This window comes from Enterococcus sp. AZ011, assembly GCF_050548355.1.
In the GTDB taxonomy this organism is placed as follows: Bacteria; Bacillota; Bacilli; order Lactobacillales; family Enterococcaceae; genus Enterococcus; species Enterococcus faecalis.
Genome location: NZ_CP172959.1, coordinates 1,532,146 through 1,550,335, shown reverse-complemented (window position 1 = coordinate 1,550,335; position 18,190 = coordinate 1,532,146). Strand labels below are relative to the sequence as shown.

At 40.2% G+C, this 18,190-nt stretch carries 21 protein-coding genes; 16 read left to right on the top strand and 5 right to left on the bottom strand.

Annotated features, from left to right (window positions below):
* Positions 1-61 precede the first annotated feature (61 nt).
* Positions 62-937 carry an NAD(P)H-hydrate dehydratase gene (locus tag IGL36_RS07535; RefSeq protein ID WP_002398360.1) on the bottom strand — a complete coding sequence of 292 codons (876 nt, stop codon included), beginning with the start codon at positions 935-937 and terminating at the stop codon, positions 62-64.
* A gap of 149 nt (positions 938-1,086) precedes the next feature.
* Here IGL36_RS07535 and IGL36_RS07530 point away from each other — a divergent pair, with 149 nt between their 5' ends.
* The 14 genes from IGL36_RS07530 (at position 1,087) to IGL36_RS07465 (ending at position 14,786) form a co-directional block, all read left to right on the top strand.
* Positions 1,087-1,953 (top strand): SPFH domain-containing protein, encoded by an 867-nt coding sequence (locus tag IGL36_RS07530; protein WP_002357267.1) that lies wholly within the window; start codon positions 1,087-1,089, stop codon positions 1,951-1,953.
* 173 nt (positions 1,954-2,126) lie between these two features.
* Complete coding sequence (purE, locus tag IGL36_RS07525) at positions 2,127-2,615, top strand: 5-(carboxyamino)imidazole ribonucleotide mutase (RefSeq protein ID WP_002357268.1); 489 nt, start codon at positions 2,127-2,129, stop codon at positions 2,613-2,615.
* Positions 2,608-3,732: a 5-(carboxyamino)imidazole ribonucleotide synthase gene (gene purK, locus IGL36_RS07520; RefSeq protein WP_002371924.1), complete on the top strand. Its 1,125-nt coding sequence runs from the start codon at positions 2,608-2,610 to the stop codon at positions 3,730-3,732. Before purE ends, purK begins: the two co-directional genes overlap by 8 nt.
* Before the next feature lie 151 nt (positions 3,733-3,883).
* Positions 3,884-4,597, top strand: a complete 714-nt coding sequence (gene purC / locus IGL36_RS07515) for a phosphoribosylaminoimidazolesuccinocarboxamide synthase (RefSeq protein ID WP_002398358.1) — start codon at positions 3,884-3,886, stop codon at positions 4,595-4,597.
* Between the two features lie 13 nt (positions 4,598-4,610).
* Positions 4,611-4,862, top strand: a complete 252-nt coding sequence (gene purS, locus IGL36_RS07510) for a phosphoribosylformylglycinamidine synthase subunit PurS (RefSeq protein ID WP_002357271.1) — start codon at positions 4,611-4,613, stop codon at positions 4,860-4,862.
* Positions 4,863-5,537, top strand: a complete 675-nt coding sequence (gene purQ, locus IGL36_RS07505) for a phosphoribosylformylglycinamidine synthase subunit PurQ (protein ID WP_002374675.1) — start codon at positions 4,863-4,865, stop codon at positions 5,535-5,537. It abuts the gene before it with no gap.
* On the top strand, positions 5,534-7,753 hold the full coding sequence (purL, locus tag IGL36_RS07500; protein WP_002398357.1) for a phosphoribosylformylglycinamidine synthase subunit PurL: 2,220 nt from the start codon (positions 5,534-5,536) through the stop codon (positions 7,751-7,753). The genes purQ and purL overlap by 4 nt, the downstream gene beginning before the upstream one ends.
* Positions 7,729-9,168: an amidophosphoribosyltransferase gene (gene purF, locus IGL36_RS07495; protein ID WP_002398356.1), complete on the top strand. Its 1,440-nt coding sequence runs from the start codon at positions 7,729-7,731 to the stop codon at positions 9,166-9,168. The genes purL and purF overlap by 25 nt, the downstream gene beginning before the upstream one ends.
* Position 9,169: 1 nt before the next feature.
* Positions 9,170-10,201: a phosphoribosylformylglycinamidine cyclo-ligase gene (gene purM / locus IGL36_RS07490; protein WP_002398355.1), complete on the top strand. Its 1,032-nt coding sequence runs from the start codon at positions 9,170-9,172 to the stop codon at positions 10,199-10,201.
* The gene (gene purN / locus IGL36_RS07485; protein ID WP_002374681.1) at positions 10,198-10,770 is read left to right on the top strand and encodes a phosphoribosylglycinamide formyltransferase; all 573 of its coding nucleotides are present in this window, start codon (positions 10,198-10,200) and stop codon (positions 10,768-10,770) included. The genes purM and purN overlap by 4 nt, the downstream gene beginning before the upstream one ends.
* Positions 10,722-12,308, top strand: a complete 1,587-nt coding sequence (gene purH / locus IGL36_RS07480) for a bifunctional phosphoribosylaminoimidazolecarboxamide formyltransferase/IMP cyclohydrolase (RefSeq protein WP_002398354.1) — start codon at positions 10,722-10,724, stop codon at positions 12,306-12,308. Before purN ends, purH begins: the two co-directional genes overlap by 49 nt.
* An 18-nt stretch (positions 12,309-12,326) precedes the next feature.
* Positions 12,327-13,574, top strand: a complete 1,248-nt coding sequence (gene purD, locus IGL36_RS07475; protein WP_002405360.1) for a phosphoribosylamine--glycine ligase — start codon at positions 12,327-12,329, stop codon at positions 13,572-13,574.
* A 127-nt stretch (positions 13,575-13,701) separates the two neighbouring features.
* Complete coding sequence (locus IGL36_RS07470) at positions 13,702-14,031, top strand: DUF1648 domain-containing protein (protein ID WP_002398351.1); 330 nt, start codon at positions 13,702-13,704, stop codon at positions 14,029-14,031.
* Positions 14,032-14,051: 20 nt separating this feature from the next.
* Complete coding sequence (locus IGL36_RS07465) at positions 14,052-14,786, top strand: TIM44-like domain-containing protein (protein ID WP_002380369.1); 735 nt, start codon at positions 14,052-14,054, stop codon at positions 14,784-14,786.
* A gap of 39 nt (positions 14,787-14,825) precedes the next feature.
* Here the strand turns inward: IGL36_RS07465 and IGL36_RS07460 are convergent, their stop codons facing one another.
* From IGL36_RS07460 to IGL36_RS07445, 4 genes are all read right to left on the bottom strand, one after another.
* Positions 14,826-15,347, bottom strand: a complete 522-nt coding sequence (locus IGL36_RS07460; RefSeq protein WP_002364076.1) for a QueT transporter family protein — start codon at positions 15,345-15,347, stop codon at positions 14,826-14,828.
* 145 nt (positions 15,348-15,492) lie between these two features.
* On the bottom strand, positions 15,493-16,278 hold the full coding sequence (locus tag IGL36_RS07455; protein ID WP_002398350.1) for a 3-oxoacyl-ACP reductase: 786 nt from the start codon (positions 16,276-16,278) through the stop codon (positions 15,493-15,495).
* Between the two features lie 62 nt (positions 16,279-16,340).
* Complete coding sequence (locus tag IGL36_RS07450; RefSeq protein ID WP_002357284.1) at positions 16,341-16,574, bottom strand: DUF2829 domain-containing protein; 234 nt, start codon at positions 16,572-16,574, stop codon at positions 16,341-16,343.
* The gene (locus tag IGL36_RS07445; RefSeq protein WP_002357285.1) at positions 16,564-17,226 is read right to left on the bottom strand and encodes a YigZ family protein; all 663 of its coding nucleotides are present in this window, start codon (positions 17,224-17,226) and stop codon (positions 16,564-16,566) included. The genes IGL36_RS07450 and IGL36_RS07445 overlap by 11 nt, the downstream gene beginning before the upstream one ends.
* Before the next feature lie 141 nt (positions 17,227-17,367).
* On the opposite strand from IGL36_RS07445, the gene IGL36_RS07440 reads away from it, so the two are divergent.
* A complete protein-coding gene (locus tag IGL36_RS07440; RefSeq protein WP_002357286.1) occupies positions 17,368-17,655 on the top strand; it encodes a DUF7662 domain-containing protein in 288 nt (95 codons plus the stop codon).
* A gap of 120 nt (positions 17,656-17,775) precedes the next feature.
* Complete coding sequence (locus tag IGL36_RS07435; protein WP_002364074.1) at positions 17,776-18,111, top strand: PTS sugar transporter subunit IIB; 336 nt, start codon at positions 17,776-17,778, stop codon at positions 18,109-18,111.
* Positions 18,112-18,190 lie beyond the last annotated feature (79 nt).

The following is an 18,190-nucleotide window of genomic DNA, read 5'->3' as shown; positions in this document are numbered from 1 at the left end:
GGCCCAGGCTTAAATCCTGCTTTTTAACCCAAAATTTGTCACCATTTAGCCTTTTCGGGTTTTATCTCGAACGCTTCTGTTCTAATAGTTCAGAATCAGGTGCAGTGTGGGGCTGGGCATATTTTTTCATATATGTCGGCAAGGCTTGACTAATCTTCGTTGGTAAAACAACATAGTCAGTTTTGGCCAAATCATCTCCAATGAGACTGTGTAAGTAGACGGCGCCAGCAATAGTTTCAATTGTCGGCTTAAACTGAGCTAAAAAACCAGCAATGATGCCAGCCAAGGTATCCCCAGTTCCGCCAGTAGCCATCCCAGGGTTGCCACCTTTATTTTGAAAAGGTTCTCCTGAGTGGAAAATTGTGGTGCGATGACTTTTTAAAACAATCGTACTGCCTAATTTTGCTTGTTGACGCTGGTTATTTGCCAGTGTTTGTTGCTCAATAGGTAAGTGACTCAAACGTTGCCATTCCATTTGATGAGGTGTGAAAACAACTTTTTCAGGATAGGTAAGGGAAAAATTGCCTTGGCTAAACAGGGTAATCGCTGAGCCATCGATAATTAACCATTGTTGTTTTTGATGTTGGGCGAGTACCATCTTTAATATTTGTTGTGCAATAGCATCTAAGCCTAAACCTGGACCAATTAAAATAACCTCCGCTTGCTCTACGACGTCCGTCAGAAGGACTGTTTCTTCAAAGCCCACGACCATCGCTTCTGGGCATCTTGCATGTAAAGGCCCGTGATTTTTAACATCAGTAATCACAGTGGTGAGACCAGCGCCACTATTGATACACGCTTCGGTACTCATGATGATGGCTCCGCCATATTGTCGGTTTCCTCCGATTAATACGACACGCCCAAAATTGCTTTTATAAGAGTCGGAGGGGCGTTGAGTGATGACTTCCTCTAAAATGTCCTTGCTTAAATAGCGCATTCTATCACTCCTTTTCTTGGGATTTCTTTGTTCTCAGTATACTACAAGAGCCCCGAAAAAATCAGTTTATTTAATGTTAAAAGTTACTCTATTGAAGGCAATGAGGTGTATAATAAGGACCAGATAAATGAGTTAGGAGAGTGAAACAGATGGAAGAGAAAAAAACATTTTATATGAGTGGCTACGTAGGAATTGCGAGCTTATTAGTTATTTTAATTGCGGGAATTGGTTTATTTATTTATGGAGCAAGTCATACCAATGGAGTTCTTGTTGTTTTAGGTATTATTTTGTTAGTTGGGGCTATTTTATTTTTAAGTTCCTTAACTATTGTTAGTCCCAACCAGGCGAAAGCTATTTTATTTTTTGGTCGTTACTTAGGTACGATTAAAGAAAATGGGTTGTTTATTACCATTCCATTTACGCAAAAAATGAACATTTCTTTGAAAGTACGAAATTTCAATAGTTCTCTATTAAAAGTCAATGACTCTGACGGGAATCCAATCGAAATCTCTGCGGTCATCGTTTTTCGGGTAGTCGATACAGCTAAGGCGTTATTTAATGTCGATTATTATCAAGACTTTGTGGAAATTCAAAGCGAAACGGCAATCCGGCATGTAGCAACACAATATCCTTATGACACTTTTTCAGATAATGATGTAACTCTGCGAGGAAATACCGAACAAATTTCCGAGGAGTTAACCAAAGAATTGCAAGAACGCTTAGCAGTGGCTGGTGTAGAGGTTATCGAAACACGGTTGAATCATTTAGCTTATGCAACTGAAATTGCTAGCTCCATGTTGCAAAGACAGCAAGCAAAAGCAATCTTAGCGGCTCGACAAACAATTGTTGAAGGTGCGGTAAGCATGACACAAATGGCCTTAGAACAGATTGAAGAAGGGCAAGAAATTAATTTTACCGATGAACGAAAAGTACAACTTATTAATAATTTACTAGTCTCAATCATTACTGATAAGGGCACACAACCAGTTATTAATACAGGCGACGTTTCTTCTTAAAGAGGAAGCAACGCTAAAAATAGCAAAAAAAGAGTCATCTTTCCGATGACTCTTTTTTTGATAAACACGAACATTATATAATTTTAATCTATAATATTTCGGTTTTTCTTTGACATCTCTTTTTCTCATTGTTAGAATAACAGTGAAAAAAGGCGGAAGGAGTTATTACATTCATGAAACCATTAGTCGCTGTGATTATGGGAAGTACCTCAGACTGGGCAACGATGAAAGCTGCTTGTCTTGTGTTGGAAGAGTTGGGAATTTCTTATGAAAAACGAGTGATATCAGCACATAGGACCCCTGACTTGATGTTTCGTTTTGCAGAGGAATCACGAACAAAAGGATTGAAGGTTATTATTGCTGGCGCAGGCGGAGCGGCTCATTTACCAGGGATGGTAGCTGCAAAGACAACCTTACCTGTCATTGGTGTTCCAGTTAAAACACGAACATTAAACGGTATTGATTCACTGTTGTCTATTGTGCAGATGCCAGGGGGAGTTCCTGTAGCAACAACTGCGATTGGCTCAGCAGGTGCTACCAATGCTGGGTTATTAGCTGCAGAAATACTAAGTATTGATGATTTACAGTTGGCAGAAAGAATCCAAGCAAGACGACAATCATTGGAAAAAGCGGTTGTGGAAAGTGGGGAACAACTTGAATAAACCTTTAAAAGTCGGAGCAACTATTGGCATTATAGGTGGGGGACAGTTAGGGCGAATGCTAGTCATGAGTGGTAAAAAAATGGGTTTCCAAATGATTGTGTTGGACCCAACGCTCAATAGTCCAGCTGGTCAAGTAGCTGACCGTCAAATTGTGGCAGCCTTTGATCAGATATCTGCTTTAACTGAACTAGCAGAGTTATGCGATGTGATCACCTATGAATTTGAAAATATTGAAGTGGCCTCCCTAGAAAAGGCCATTCCACTAGAAAAGTTGCCACAAGGAACAGAATTGTTAAAAATTACTCAAAATCGATTGCTTGAAAAAACGTTTCTTCAATCGATTGGCTGTAAGATTGCCCCTTTTGCGGAAGTGAAAAGTCAGAAAGAGCTGCCACAAGCAACAGAAAAGATTGGTTTTCCATGTGTCTTAAAAACTATTCAAGGTGGATACGATGGAAAAGGACAGGTCGTCTTAAAATGCGAAGAGGATTTCTCCCAAGCGACTGAATTATTAGCTAACGCTACTTGTGAATTAGAAAAGTGGGTGCCTTTCACTAAAGAACTTTCAATCATCGTTGCAGGGAATAAGCATGGTTACCAAAGCTTTCCTGTATCTGAAAACATTCATCGAAAGAATATCTTGCATGAATCAATTGTGCCAGCTCGAATTTCTGAGAATGTGCAACAAAAAGCAGCGGAATTGGCGCAACACATTGCTGAGGAATTAAATTTATCTGGGGTTTTAGCTATCGAACTGTTTTTAACGGATTCAGAAGAGTTGTACGTCAATGAATTAGCGCCACGGCCTCATAACTCAGGTCATTACTCTATTGAAGCTTGCTCATTTAGTCAATTTGATGCGCATATTCGAGGGATTAGCAATTGGGGCATTGGGTTACCCCAGTTACTTCAACCAGTGGTTATGGTGAATCTCTTAGGTGAACACTTAGAAAAAAGCTACCAGTTATGCACGTCAAAACCCACTTGGCAAGTCCATTACTATGGAAAAGCCGAATCAAAAGTTGGCAGAAAAATGGGCCACGTCACCATTACAACACCTTGCTTATCAGAAACGTTAAAGGAAATTGAGACTGTTGGTATTTGGAACGTAACTTAATAAATGCTTGCTCCAAGCAAGTTTTTTATTTTTACATTCGGAAAACACGAACGATTATTGTTTTTTTGTAATTAATGTAAGTCTTTGTCTGATGTAAATCAGTTGACTTAGAAAGAATAGGGTTCATGAAGCTAACGAGAAGAGGGAAAGAATGGAAAAGAAAGCACTTGTGTATACAGGAAAAGCGAAGAAGTTGTATCAAACAGAAAATGCAGCGGTTCTTTTTGTGGAATATCTTGATCAAGCAACAGCTTTAAACGGTCAAAAAAAAGACAAAGTTCTTGGGAAAGGCGCTTTAAATAATCAAATCACTAGTCTAATTTTTGAACATTTACAGCAACAGAAGATTCCCAATCATTTTATCAAAAAAGTATCTGAACACGAACAATTAATTCAGGCCGTAGAAATGATTCCTTTGGAAGTTGTCGTACGTAATTATGCGGCAGGAAGTTTTTCAAAGCGTTTAGCGATCGAAGAGGGCACTAAATTAGTGACGCCCGTTATTGAATTTTATTACAAAGAAGATCGTCTGGATGATCCTTTTATTAACGAAGACCATATTCAATTTCTAAAAGTAGCCACTCCTGCTGAAATTGTGGAGATTAAAGCATTGGCTTTACAAATTAATCAGGCGCTTAGTCAACTCTTTCAACGCCTCAATATTTGTTTGATCGATTTTAAAATCGAGATTGGTCGGACGAAGGCCAATCAATTGTTACTGGCAGATGAAATTTCTCCAGACACCTGTCGTCTATGGGATTTAACCACAAACGAACATCTGGATAAAGATGTTTATCGCCGTGAATTAGGAGAAATAGTTCCTGTATATGAAGAAGTTTTACAACGTTTACTAACAGCTAATTGAGGAGGAAGCGCGTATGTATTTTGTCAAAGTCTATGTTACGTATAAAGAATCAATTTTGGATCCCCAAGGTGAAGCGGTTAAGGAAGCAGTCCATCGGCTTGGTTTTACAGAAGTAGCCGAAATCCGTGTCGGTAAGTATTTTGAAATGCACGTCCAGCAGACAGAAGCAATTGAAGAGAAAATTGAACAAATTTGTGATCAACTATTAGCCAATGTAAATATGGAATCCTATCGTTTTGAAATTTTATCTTTGGAGGAAATTTAAATGAAATTGGCAGTGATTGTTTTTCCAGGATCCAATTGTGATGCAGACTTATTGTGGGCTGTCAAAGAGGTGATGGGCGTCGATGCAGAATTTGTCCGACACGATGCCACTTCTTTAGCAAAATTTGATGGCGTATTGTTGCCTGGTGGTTTTTCTTATGGCGATTACTTACGTTGTGGTGCAATTGCTCGGTTTTCGCCAATTATCAATGAGGTGATTCGCTTTGCTACAGAAGGCAAAATGGTTTTTGGTACTTGTAATGGCTTTCAAATTTTAACAGAAATTGGCTTGCTTCCTGGTACGTTGTTAAGAAATGATTCGCTTCGTTTTATTTGTAAAAGTGTCCCATTGAAAGTGAATACGCACACAAAGTTTACAAGCGAGTATCCTGAAAATATTTTGATACATTTACCAGTAGCACATGGCGAAGGGAATTACTATTGTGATGAAAAAACGTTGAAAGAGCTGAAAGAAAAGAACCAAATTGTTTTTACGTATCAAGAAAAGGTGAACGGTAGTCTTGCGAATATTGCTGGTATTTGTAATGAACAGGGCAATGTTCTAGGAATGATGCCTCATCCGGAACGAGCGATGGAAGAATTGTTAGGTTCAACAGATGGACGCAGCTTTTTTGCTTCAATCATTAAAAACTTTGGAAAGGAATTAAGCCAATGATGAATGAACCAACACCAAAAGAAATCAAGGAGACACGGTTGTATGCAGAATGGGGACTAACAGATGAAGAATATCATCAGATTGAGACCATTTTGCAAAGAGAACCTAATTATACAGAAACTGGCTTATTCTCCGTGATGTGGAGTGAACATTGCTCTTACAAAAATTCCAAGCCCGTTTTAAAAAAGTTTCCGACGGAAGGGCCACAAGTGCTTCAAGGCCCTGGTGAAGGAGCTGGGATTGTCGATATTGGTGACGGATTAGCTGTTGTTTTTAAAGCAGAGAGCCATAATCATCCTTCTGCAGTAGAACCTTACGAAGGAGCAGCTACAGGCGTTGGTGGAATTATTCGCGATATTTTCAGTATGGGGGCGCGGCCGATTGCTTTACTGGATTCGCTAAGATTTGGCGAACTGACGGATGCACGAACACGTTATTTGTTTCAAGAAGTTGTGGCGGGGATTAGCGGTTATGGAAATTGTATTGGTATTCCAACCGTTGGCGGCGAAATTGCTTTTGAGCCATGTTATCAAGGAAACCCACTTGTCAATGCTATGTGTGTGGGATTGATTCGTCATGATGAGATTCAAAAAGGCCAAGCAAAAGGCGTCGGAAATAGCATTCTTTACGTAGGTGCGAAAACAGGACGAGATGGAATTCATGGTGCGACCTTTGCTTCAGAAGAATTTAGTGAAGGTGAAGAACAGCAACGATCTGCGGTACAAGTAGGTGATCCGTTTATGGAAAAATTATTATTGGAAGCTTGTCTTGATTTAATCAAAAATCATCAAGATATTTTAATCGGCATCCAAGATATGGGGGCGGCTGGCTTGGTTTCTTCAAGTGCTGAAATGGCATCAAAAGCAGGTTCAGGCTTGATTCTAGAGCTGGATAAAGTTCCGCAGAGAGAGACGCAGATGAGCCCCTATGAAATGCTCTTGTCTGAGTCCCAAGAACGGATGTTAATCTGTGTGGAAAAAGGAGCAGAACAGCAAGTTTGTGAATTGTTTCAAACATATGACTTAGAAGCGGTAGCGATTGGATCCGTAACAGATGATGGACAGTATCGTGTCTTTCACAGTGGCAAAATAGTCGCAGATGTACCAGTAGATGCTTTAGCAGAAGAAGCACCTGTTTACCAGAAAGCCTATCAAGAACCAGAGCGGATGCGTGCTTTTAAAAAATTAGCGCCCTTCATTCCAGAAATTACGAATAGTACGGAATTATTAAAACGCCTATTGCAACAGCCAACGATTGCATCGAAAAAATCAGTTTACGAAACCTATGATAGTCAAGTACAAACGAATACAGTGGTGCAACCAGGAAGTGATGCAGCTGTTTTAAGAGTGCGGGGCACCAATAAAGCCTTAGCGATGACGACAGATTGTAATAGCCGTTATTTGTATTTAAATCCTGAAATTGGTGGGCAAATTGCGGTTGCAGAAGCAGCCCGTAATATTGTAGCAAGTGGAGCACAACCTTTGGCTATCACTGATTGCTTGAATTATGGTTCCCCAGATAAACCAGAAAGTTTTTGGGAATTATGGACGTCGGCGGATGGAATCGCCGCAGCCTGCCGTCAGCTAGGAACACCCGTGATTTCAGGGAACGTCTCTCTTTACAATGAAACAGATGGTCAAGCCATTTATCCAACGCCAATGATCGGCATGGTGGGAGTGATTGAAGATGTTTCACAAATTACCACACAAGCGTTTAAACAAGTGGATGACTTAATTTATCTCATCGGTGAAACCCACGCAGATTTTAACGGCTCAGAAATTCAAAAAATGCAACTGGGGCGAATTGAAGGGCAATTACGCTCATTTGATTTAAAAGAGGAAAAAGCAAACCAAGAATTAGTTTTAAAAGCAATTCAAGTAGGCCTAGTTGCTAGCGCGCATGATTGCGCTGAAGGTGGCGTTGCCGTTGCTTTAGCCGAGTCGGCTTTTGCTAACGAACTGGGGTTACAGGTGACACTGCCATTAAAAAAAGAATATCTATTTGCGGAGACGCAATCCCGTTTTATTCTTTCAGTTAGTCCCCAGCATCAAGAAGCATTTGAAACACTTATCGGAAGAAAAGCTCAACATATTGGGAAAGTGACTGAAACTGGTTTGATCATTCATGCGTTAGATGATGTGATCAATTGTTCAACAAAAGAAGCCAAAGCCTTATGGGAGGATGCGATTCCATGTCTTATGAAGCAAAAAGCTTAAATGAAGAGTGTGGTATTTTTGGTATTTGGGGTCATCCTGATGCGGCACAAGTGACCTATTTTGGTTTACACAGCTTGCAGCATCGAGGCCAAGAAGGCGCGGGAATTGTGGCGAACAATTCTGGGAAATTAGATGGCCACCGTGATTTAGGTTTATTAGCAGAAGTATTCCAAAAGCAAGAACAACTGAATGCGTTAGAAGGAACGGCGGCTATTGGTCATGTACGCTATGCAACCGCTGGTACGGGTAGCGTGGATAATATTCAGCCATTTTTATTTAAATTTTATGATAGTCAAATTGGGTTAGCACACAATGGCAATTTGACAAATGCCAAGCGTTTACGAAAACAACTAGAAAGAGAAGGCGCTATTTTTCATTCCAATTCAGACACTGAAATTTTAATGCACTTGATTCGAAAAAGCACTGCTGCCTCGTTTATCGATAAACTAAAAGAGAGCTTGAATTTGGTTAAGGGGGGCTTTGCTTATCTTTTATTAACAGAAACGATGATGATTGCTGCACTCGATCCCAACGGCTTTCGCCCTCTCTCCATCGGACAAATGAACAATGGGGCGTACGTTGTGGCATCCGAAACGTGTGCATTAGAAACAGTTGGGGCTCGCTTTATTCAAGATGTGGCGCCTGGTGAAGTAGTCATCATTTCTGATGAAGGCTTGAAAATAGAGGTTTTCACTACGGAAGTCCAACCGGCAATTTGTGCAATGGAATATATTTATTTTGCACGACCAGATTCAAATATTGCTGGAGTTAATGTGCATACAGCTCGTAAAAGAATGGGGAAGAACTTGGCAATCGAAAGTCCAGTCGCAGCTGATATGGTAATTGGTGTACCGAACTCGTCATTGTCTGCAGCTAGCGGCTATGCAGAAGAAGCACAGATACCTTACGAACTAGGTTTAGTAAAAAATCAATATGTCGCTCGAACATTCATCCAGCCGACACAAGAATTAAGAGAACAAGGTGTCCGTATGAAACTATCGGCAGTTCGTGGCGTGGTCAAAGGAAAAAAAGTCATTTTAGTAGATGATTCGATTGTTCGCGGGACCACTATTCGGCGCATTATTCATTTATTAAAAGAAGCAGAAGCGCAAGAAGTTCATGTCAGAATTGCTTCACCACCATTAAAATATCCGTGTTTTTATGGCATTGATATACAGACGCGGGACGAACTAATTGCGGCAAACTATTCAATTGAAGAAATCAAAGAGCAGATTGGCGCAGATTCGCTGGCTTTTTTGAGTGAAGCAGGGCTGATTGATGGGATTCAATTAAATTATGATGCTCCTTATTCTGGGCTGTGTATGGCTTACTTTAATGGAGACTATCCAACGCCTTTGTATGATTATGAAGAACAATATCAAGCATCCTTGAAAAAAGAAACTAGGAGGAATTGACATGGAAAATGCCTATTCAAAAGCTGGTGTAAATGTTGAGGCGGGATACGAAGTAGTAGAACGAATTCAAAAGCATAGCCAAAAAACACAACGGACGGGAACGTTGGGCATGCTTGGTGGTTTTGGTGGTTGTTTTGATTTAAGTAGTTACAAGCTTAAAGAACCAGTTTTGGTATCAGGAACGGATGGCGTAGGCACAAAGTTACTCTTGGCAATTGAAGAACAGAGACACGAGACAATCGGAATTGATTGTGTAGCAATGTGTGTCAATGATGTCGTCGCACAAGGCGCCGAACCGTTATATTTTTTAGATTATTTAGCGTTAGGGACCGTTAATCCAGCTAAAGTTGAAGCAATTGTTGCGGGTGTTGCGGCTGGCTGTTGTGAGGCGAATGCAGCCTTAATTGGGGGCGAAACAGCTGAAATGCCTGATATGTATGAAGCAGATGCTTATGACGTGGCTGGTTTTGCCGTGGGTATTGCTGAGAAAAGTCAACTCTTGACTCCAAGTAACGTAAAAGAAGGCGATTTCTTGATTGGTCTTCCTTCAAGTGGTCTTCATTCTAATGGTTACTCGTTAGTAAGAAATGTTTTTTTTAAGAAACATTCGTTTAAAACAACGGACAAGCTTCCAGAATTGGCACCCAAAACGTTAGGGGAAGAATTATTAACACCAACAAAAATTTATGTGAAGGAATTATTGCCATTGTTAAAAGCAGGACTCGTGCATGGGGCAGCGCATATTACTGGCGGCGGGTTTTTAGAAAATCTACCAAGAATGTTTTCTTCCTCATTAGCTGCAGAGATTCAATTAAATAGTTGGCCAGTGCTACCAATTTTTAAATTGATTCAAAAATACGGTGAAATTCCACCTGAAGAAATGTATGAAATTTTCAATATGGGCTTAGGAATGATTTTAGCGGTGAGTCCAGAGCATGTTGAAAAAGTTCAGGAGCTTTTGCCAGAAGCTTTTGAAATTGGTCGTTTGGTACCTAGGAAAACGAAAGCCGTTATTTTTAAGGAAGCCTTATGAAGATAGCTGTTTTTGCATCTGGCAATGGTAGCAATTTTGAGGCGATTGCTGCAGCTTTTTCCCAGAAAAAAATCGCAGGGCAGTTGAGCTTAGTCTTTTGTGACCAGCCTGAAGCCTATGTATTGACCCGTGCCCAAAAACGCAAGATTCCCGTTGTTTGCTTTTCGCCATCTGATTTTCCATCTCGTGGGCAGTATGAAGAACAAGTATTGAAACATTTAAAAGAGCATCAGATCGATTTAATCGTGTTAGCTGGTTATTTGAGAATTATCGGCAAGACTTTACTGGAGGCTTATCCAAAGAGAATCGTCAATATTCATCCTTCTCTGTTACCTAGTTTTCCAGGTCTTCACGGAATTGAAGAGGCATTTCATTATGGAGTGAAAATAACAGGAATCACTATCCATTATGTTGACTCTGGGGTTGATACAGGACCGATTATTTTCCAAACAACCACCAAGATTGATACTGAAGATACGTTGGACACATTAACAGAGAAAATTCATGCTCTTGAGCACGAATGGTACCCAAAAATAATTTCAAAAATTGTAAAGGAGACAATGAAATGACCAAAAGAGCATTGATTAGCGTTTCAGACAAAACAGGAGTGACAACATTTGCAGCAGGCTTAGTTGCAAATGGCTTTGAAATTATCTCCACTGGGGGAACAAGGACTGTCTTGGAAGAAGCGGGGGTACCGACACTTGCTATTGACGACATCACTGGCTTTCCAGAAATGTTAGATGGCCGTGTCAAAACGTTACATCCGAATATCCATGGCGGACTTTTGGCAAAAAGGGGAAACCAAACGCATCAAAAAGCACTGACTGAACAAGGCATTCAATTTATTGACCTTGTAGTAGTGAATCTTTATCCATTTAAAGAAACAATTTTAAAACCAGCAATCTCTGAAGCAGAAGCGATTGAAATGATTGATATTGGCGGTCCTAGCATGTTACGTTCAGCGGCAAAAAATTATCAAGACGTAACAGCAGTGGTTGATCCTAGTGATTATGAACAGGTATTAAGTGAAATTAGCAGCACTGGAACTAGCCAGTTAGCCACTAGAAAAAGATTAGCAGCAAAAGTCTTTCGTCATACCGCTGCTTATGACGCGCTTATCGCTGACTATTTAACGACGCAAGTGGGTGAAACTGAACCAGAGAAACAGACGCTTACTTATGAACGTAAGCAAACATTGCGTTATGGCGAAAATAGCCATCAACAAGCCACCTTTTATCAATCCGTTGTACCTGTATCATTATCCATTGCTTCCGCTCGACAACTTCATGGCAAAGAACTGTCATATAACAATATTCGAGATGCTGATGCAGCACTCCGGATTGCTAGCGAGTTTACAGAACCTACGGTCGTCGCTGTTAAACATATGAACCCATGTGGAATTGGAACAGGAAAAACGATTTTGGCAGCCTATCGTCAGGCATTTGAAGCAGATCCAGTTTCAATTTTTGGTGGCATTGTTGTTTTGAATCGTCCAGTGGACCAAGCGACTGCGGCTGAAATGCATCAAATCTTTTTAGAGATAATTATTGCGCCTAGTTTTGAGGAAGAAGCTTTGGCACTGTTATCTCAGAAAAAGAATCTTCGTTTGTTAACGTTAGATTTTCATGCTCAAGAAAAAAAAGCGGTGGAATTAGTTTCTGTTATGGGCGGGTTATTAATTCAAGAACAGGATACAGTTGTTGAAAATGACCAAGCATGGCAAGTTGTTACAGAGCGCCAACCCACACCAGCTGAAAGAGACGCATTGAACTTTGCTTGGAAAGCAGTCAAGCATGTAAAATCAAACGCTATTGTTTTAGCCAATGAAAGCCAAACGGTGGGGATTGGCGCTGGTCAAATGAATCGAATTGGGTCAGTAAAAATTGCAGTTGATCAAGCCCAAGCAGCTGGAAAATTACAAGGGGCCGTCTTAGCAAGTGATGCCTTTTTCCCCATGGTAGATAGCGTGGAATATGCTGCACAACATGGCATTCAAGCAATTATTCAGCCAGGCGGGAGCATTAAAGACCAAGCATCAATTGATCTAGCGAATCATTATGGTATTGCGATGATTTTTACTGGGACTCGTCATTTCAAACATTAATTTTTAAAGGAGAAACCGATGAATATATTAGTGATTGGGCGTGGTGGTCGTGAACATGCAATCGCCAAAAAATTACAGCGAGAAGACAAAGTCAAGACTGTTTATTGTGCACCAGGTAATCCTGGTATGAGTGGTGATAATATTCGGACCGTACCTATCAGTGAAGAGCAGCAAACGGAACTAATTCAATTTGCGAAGGATAATCAGATTGATTGGACATTCGTCGGACCAGAAACGCCATTAATTGAAGGGATTGTAGATGCCTTTCAAGCAGCGGGATTACTGATTTTTGGCCCGACAAAAGCAGCTGCAATAATTGAAGGTTCAAAAAGTTTTGCGAAAGATTTTATGCAAAAATACCAGATTCCAACGGCGGAATATCGGGTCTTTCGACGTTTGGCACCTGCCTTAGAATATATTGAACAGCAAGGAGTACCAATTGTTATTAAGGCGGATGGTTTGGCAGCTGGAAAAGGAGTAGTAGTTGCCGAAACAAAAGCAGCCGCAAAACGGGCGCTAGTTGCGATGATGGAGGATCAACAATTTGGAGTAAGCGGTCAAACGGTTGTAATCGAAGAATTTTTGCAAGGAGAAGAATTTTCCTTAATGGCTTTTGTTTCTAATGAGAAGGTATATCCGATGGTGATTGCTCAAGATCATAAGCGGATTTTCGATGGGGATGCTGGTCCGAATACAGGGGGGATGGGTGCTTACACACCAGTGCCTCAGATCCCAGAAGAAGCGGTTCAGCAAGCCATTAGCCAAGTCCTGAAACCGACTGCTAAAGGAATGGTGGCTGAAAAACGTCCGTTTCAAGGGATTTTATATGCTGGTTTAATCCAAACAGCAACTGGCCCCAAGGTTATTGAATTTAATGCTCGATTTGGGGATCCAGAAACACAAGTTGTGTTGGCACGTTTAGAGAGTCCCCTTTCAGAAATAATTTCTTCATTGCTGGTGAAAGAGCAACCAACGATTGCATGGAATGAGTTAGCGAGTGTTGGTGTTGTTGTAGCAGCAGAAGGCTATCCTAATCAATACAAGACAAATCTACCATTGCCAGAAATCTCTGGTGAAACCATCTATTATGCAGGGGTAACTCGTTCAGAACAGGCTCTGGTTTCGGCTGGCGGACGAATCTTTTTAGCAGAAGCAACTGCTTCGACTCTTGAAGAAGCCCGCAAAAAAGTTTATCAAACATTGGATAATTACTCATTTCCTGGAATGTACTATCGAAAAGATATAGGTGTGAAAGGCTTGATTTAAGGTTTTTAAAAACAGAGGCAAGGACATTTAATCGAATGTTTCCTTGTCTTTTTTTTATTGCAAATTCAGATAGGGAGGCATAAACTGAAAGTATATCTATCATTAAATAGAGGAGAAAACTAAGATAATGAGAAACAAGCAGATTGAAAAAGTTAGTCAACGGTTGTTTATTGTTACAAGTGTCTTGGCAGTCAGTTTACTGTTATTAAGTGCGGTGGTTTATCCTGATTTACCAGCTCATGTGCCCATTCATGTGAATTTTTTGGGCGAGGGTAATTCGTTTGGCCCAAGATCTAGTATATTTATGTGGCCAGCGGTCCTGTTTGGCTTGAGTATTTATCAACGAAGTTATCAATCAGTACAACCATATGGCAGATGGCTGAAGGTATTATTAATCATTGTTAATCTTGGCGCTTTGTTTAGTATTCTGCGTCTATTTATTCATTTGTTGGTTTGAAGGGGTCGAAAGGTGAGAGAATGAGAAAGTTAATTTTGGTTTTTGTGGGCTGTGCCATGGCCTTTTGTTTATGGCCTAATCAAGCGGCGGCTGTAGCTGGTGGCTATGGCGGCGGACGTGTAGAAAGTCCTAGCGGAGGTAATCCCTCGAATGGTTTTTCGCCAAGCGGTGATGGATCAAGAAGTTATGTTCATCATAACGAGACCGGGACCAGCAACACAACGCCACTGGAAGGCTTAATTTCAACAGTGTTTTTTGTTCTTTTTGGGGGCGCGATGATTTGGCAAAGACGCCGTAGAAATCAACCAGTCGATGAAGGTGCTTTTCAAGAAATGTGGGCAGCATTACCTGGAACATCAAAAGAAAAAAAGGCACTCTTAAAAGAAATACAACAAACGTTTTTAGAAATACAACAAGCGTGGGATCAAGAAAATTTGTCTGTAGTCAAAGATAACTATACAGAAAAACTTTATCAAAAACATCTTGCAGTATTACAAGCAAATCAACAAGCGGGCATCAGAAATCATGTAAAAAAAGTGAAAGTAGCGCCAGCTTCGAATTATCATCCTATTAGTGAAACCAGTTTTTCACTGATGCTTCATTTTTCTTGTATTGACTACGAGGAAGATACTCAAAGCGGTCGTGTTTTATCGGGATACAAGCATCAAAAACAATATTTTTCACAACTTTGGTATTTTGATTACAATCCATCTCTTGGAAAATGGCAAGCAGACTTCATTCAACCTAAAGGATAGTGCTAAAAAGCGCTTGGGGTTTAAACCCCAAGCGCTTTTTTATTCTTCGATGCGTTTTACAAGCTGTATTTTTTTATTTAATACGTAAATCAGAATACCGCCGACGGTCATTGAAAGAAGTTCACCAAGTCCAACGGTCAACCATGTGTACCAAAAAGGTAACTGATAAAAGAACGTTAAGGGTCCGGCGACAGTGAACATGGACAAAGCAAAAAGAATGGCCGTCAGCATTAGTTTAATCAATAAATTTTGCTGATTTTTTGTCGCAAAATAGGCAATCCATAAGACTGCGCACGTTCCAGCGCTACCGATGACTATATCGATGATACCAAGAGGCGAAGCGGCGTTGGCAATCGCAACCCCTAACGTAATGGACCAGATATATCGCTTGTTAAAAACGCCTAAATAATTAAATAATTCGGCAAGACGAAGCTGTATCGGACCAAAACTAAGCGGAGCGAGAAGTACAGTGACAACGACATACAAAGCGGTAACCAGCGCCATTTTAGCCAAAGCCGTAGCTGACCACGTACTGGTTTGTGGATTTGATGAATGATTCATTTAAGATTCTCCTTTATAAAACAACGACGTGTTTTAGTGATAACCATAACCAAAGGAAGGGCAGCAAAGCCAACTGAAGTGTTATGGTGTGAGTTGCCTCACTGTGTTACATGTTACTGAAGAACAGACACTCTGTAAAGTCTTTTTATTTCATGGTCCAACCACCATCAATGGTCATAACTGTGCCATGGATATAATCAGCGTCATCACTAGCTAGAAATAATGAAAGTTTTGCTACCTCTTGTGGCTGTGCCCAACGGCCCGCGGGTGTTTCACGTGCTACCCAAGTAGCCATTTCACCTTCTCCTGCAAAATCAGCTGCGTTCATGGGTGTTTGGATGGCACCTGGCGCAATCGCATTTGCTCGAATGCCTAATTTGGCATAATCGTAGGAAAGTTGTTTTGTATACCCGATGATTGCGTGTTTAGAGGCAGTGTACGCTGCGCCGCCGCCCCCAGCTACTAAGCCAGCGATAGATGCCATGTTAACGATTACTCCTTTTTTTTGTTGGAGGAAATAAGGTAATAGAGCATTGGTCACTAAAAAGACACTTTTTAAATTGGTTGCTAAAATTTGATCCCATAAAGCTTCCGAAGTTTCTAGAGAAGGACGATAATCATCTAAAATACCTGCCGTATTTAATAAAATATCAATTTGGCCGTTGTCTTTCACAATTTGTTTCATCGTGGCTTGCACAAATGAGGGAGAAGACACATCACCGACAAAATAAGTAAATGGCTTAGTAGAATCTAGGTTAACCAGTGCGGCTGTCTGCTTTAACCCCGTTTCGTCTAGGTCGATGCCAATAACTTCAGCACCTTGCTCAGCAAAGGCAATTGCTTGTGCTTGGCCAATCCCTGAAGCTGCACCGGTTACAAGCACCCGTTTTGTTTCAAATTCTTTTGGCATAAGAAAAACTCCTTTAAACATTTAAAAATTAAGGTCTGGAAGAACGAGCAATCGCCGTAATCTGCCAGACCTTATGTGTGTAGTTATGCTTCAACAATCACCCAATCTTCTGCTAAGACATCACAAGGTGTTGGTGAAAACATGCTGTAGCCTTCATCAGAAGTTTTGATTAAAAAATACGGGGTAACTTGTAAAAATTCACCTTCGGAGGTGCCAATTTCATCACGTAATTCAATAAAAAGTTCAAAACCGCTCCAGCCTTTACGTACGGCTTTTTTTCCTGCTTTAATCTGTGGCAATACTTCTTCAAATGTCATTTGCTTGTGCTCCTTTTTCGTTAAATGGTAGTTCGTGATAGCTCGTTGCGCCTTTTTCAATTGTCAACTGACCGTTAAGTAAATCCGTCATTTCAGCTATAAATGTTTCTGTTGCTTGTTCATCTACTAAACAAATTAACTGAATAGACTCTGTGTAAATAGTTTCTTTAAGCGTGTAGGGACTATGTTCTAAAAAGGCCTGGGCTTTTCCTAATAAAGGATAGGCGATCGTAATCAATAGCTCTTGTTGCAATTTGCCAATGACTAAACCAATTTCATCTAAAGTGTGGGAAAGAGCATGACTATATGCTCGGATTAAACCACCAGTGCCTAATTTTATTCCGCCAAAATAACGAGTGACAACAGCCACTACGTTGATTAACTCTTTTTTCTTTAAGACTTCCAGCATTGGAACACCAGCAGTGCCACTAGGTTCGCCGTCATCGCTGCTCCGCTGAATGTCATTTTTTTCGCCGATCACAAAAGCACTACAATTATGATTGGCTTTCCAATGTTCTTTTTTTATTGCGGCGATAAAGGCTTTTGCTTCTTCTTCTGATGTTACGCGCTTTACAGAACAGATAAATCGCGATTTCTTGATTTCAATCTCGCTGAAACCATCTTGTTTGACTGTAATATAGCTTTCTAACATATGGGTATCCTTTTCTCTCGTAATAAAGTCAGTATAAAAAAGAATCAACTGAATAGCAACTTTTTCTCTCATCTTTTTTGTGAGATTTTTGGAAAAAAACGTTATAATAAGGTATGATAGAGAAAAGGGAGGCGCTGGAAAATGGTACATACACGACAGAAAAAATATGATACAATTACTCATTATTTGAAAACGAATGGCGGTTCCCAAGTTACCTTGACCTTTACCCAGTTTGATGAATTGTTATTCCCTCATTCTGGTTTACCAAAAACTGCTAAGACAGATGTCGATTGGTGGGCAAACGATTATAAGCATCCAGAAAAGGGCGCTTATGGTTGGTTGAATGCGAGTTACCAAGTAGTTCAAGTGAATTTGGAAAAAGAATATGTGGTATTTAATAAATTACTGAAATCAGCATGGTACGTTTAAACCAAGATTGTATCCGCTTTAAAAAACAAGAATGATTGACAAAAATTAACTTTACACTATAATATTTTTAATAGATAATGTTGAAAATTGAAAAAGGCAATGGTAAAAGGGGCTGTTAAAATGTCAAAAAAAACAATTATGTTAGTTTGCTCCGCAGGAATGAGTACTAGTTTACTTGTTACAAAAATGCAAAAAGCAGCATTTAATCAAGGCTTAGATGCCCATATATTTGCGGCTTCTGCATCGGAAGCAGACACAAATTTAGAAAATAATCCAGTCGATGTGTTATTGTTAGGTCCACAAGTTCGTTATATGAAGAGTGATTTTGAAAAGCGTCTATCACCAAAAGGTATCCCAACAGATGTCATTAGCATGTCTGATTACGGCTTAATGAACGGGGAAAAAGTGTTGGAACAAGCCTTGGATTTGTTAGCACAAGCAGATAAAAAAGAGTAAAAACAAGTTGTTTTTTCGAGAATCTTCGAAAAAGCAACTTGTCTTTTTTTATGATTTTAGTTAATTGGAATTGAGCTGA

Bases quoted from the DNA above. Each gene is read 5' to 3' on its own strand.
- purN (WP_002374681.1), top strand. From the start codon at position 10,198: ATGAAGATAGCTGTTTTTGCATCTGGCAATGGTAGCAATTTTGAGGCG.
- IGL36_RS07435 (WP_002364074.1), top strand. From the start codon at position 17,776: ATGTCAAAAAAAACAATTATGTTAGTTTGCTCCGCAGGAATGAGTACT.
- IGL36_RS07440 (WP_002357286.1), top strand. From the start codon at position 17,368: ATGGTACATACACGACAGAAAAAATATGATACAATTACTCATTATTTG.
- IGL36_RS07470 (WP_002398351.1), top strand. From the start codon at position 13,702: ATGAGAAACAAGCAGATTGAAAAAGTTAGTCAACGGTTGTTTATTGTT.
- IGL36_RS07445 (WP_002357285.1), bottom strand. From the start codon at position 17,226: ATGTTAGAAAGCTATATTACAGTCAAACAAGATGGTTTCAGCGAGATT.
- purF (WP_002398356.1), top strand. From the start codon at position 7,729: ATGTCTTATGAAGCAAAAAGCTTAAATGAAGAGTGTGGTATTTTTGGT.
- IGL36_RS07455 (WP_002398350.1), bottom strand. From the start codon at position 16,278: ATGTTTAAAGGAGTTTTTCTTATGCCAAAAGAATTTGAAACAAAACGG.
- purC (WP_002398358.1), top strand. From the start codon at position 3,884: ATGGAAAAGAAAGCACTTGTGTATACAGGAAAAGCGAAGAAGTTGTAT.
- purE (WP_002357268.1), top strand. From the start codon at position 2,127: ATGAAACCATTAGTCGCTGTGATTATGGGAAGTACCTCAGACTGGGCA.
- purM (WP_002398355.1), top strand. From the start codon at position 9,170: ATGGAAAATGCCTATTCAAAAGCTGGTGTAAATGTTGAGGCGGGATAC.
- purQ (WP_002374675.1), top strand. From the start codon at position 4,863: ATGAAATTGGCAGTGATTGTTTTTCCAGGATCCAATTGTGATGCAGAC.
- purH (WP_002398354.1), top strand. From the start codon at position 10,722: ATGGTACCCAAAAATAATTTCAAAAATTGTAAAGGAGACAATGAAATG.
- purS (WP_002357271.1), top strand. From the start codon at position 4,611: ATGTATTTTGTCAAAGTCTATGTTACGTATAAAGAATCAATTTTGGAT.
- IGL36_RS07535 (WP_002398360.1), bottom strand. From the start codon at position 937: ATGCGCTATTTAAGCAAGGACATTTTAGAGGAAGTCATCACTCAACGC.
- IGL36_RS07530 (WP_002357267.1), top strand. From the start codon at position 1,087: ATGGAAGAGAAAAAAACATTTTATATGAGTGGCTACGTAGGAATTGCG.
- IGL36_RS07450 (WP_002357284.1), bottom strand. From the start codon at position 16,574: ATGACATTTGAAGAAGTATTGCCACAGATTAAAGCAGGAAAAAAAGCC.
- IGL36_RS07465 (WP_002380369.1), top strand. From the start codon at position 14,052: ATGAGAAAGTTAATTTTGGTTTTTGTGGGCTGTGCCATGGCCTTTTGT.
- purD (WP_002405360.1), top strand. From the start codon at position 12,327: ATGAATATATTAGTGATTGGGCGTGGTGGTCGTGAACATGCAATCGCC.
- purL (WP_002398357.1), top strand. From the start codon at position 5,534: ATGATGAATGAACCAACACCAAAAGAAATCAAGGAGACACGGTTGTAT.
- IGL36_RS07460 (WP_002364076.1), bottom strand. From the start codon at position 15,347: ATGAATCATTCATCAAATCCACAAACCAGTACGTGGTCAGCTACGGCT.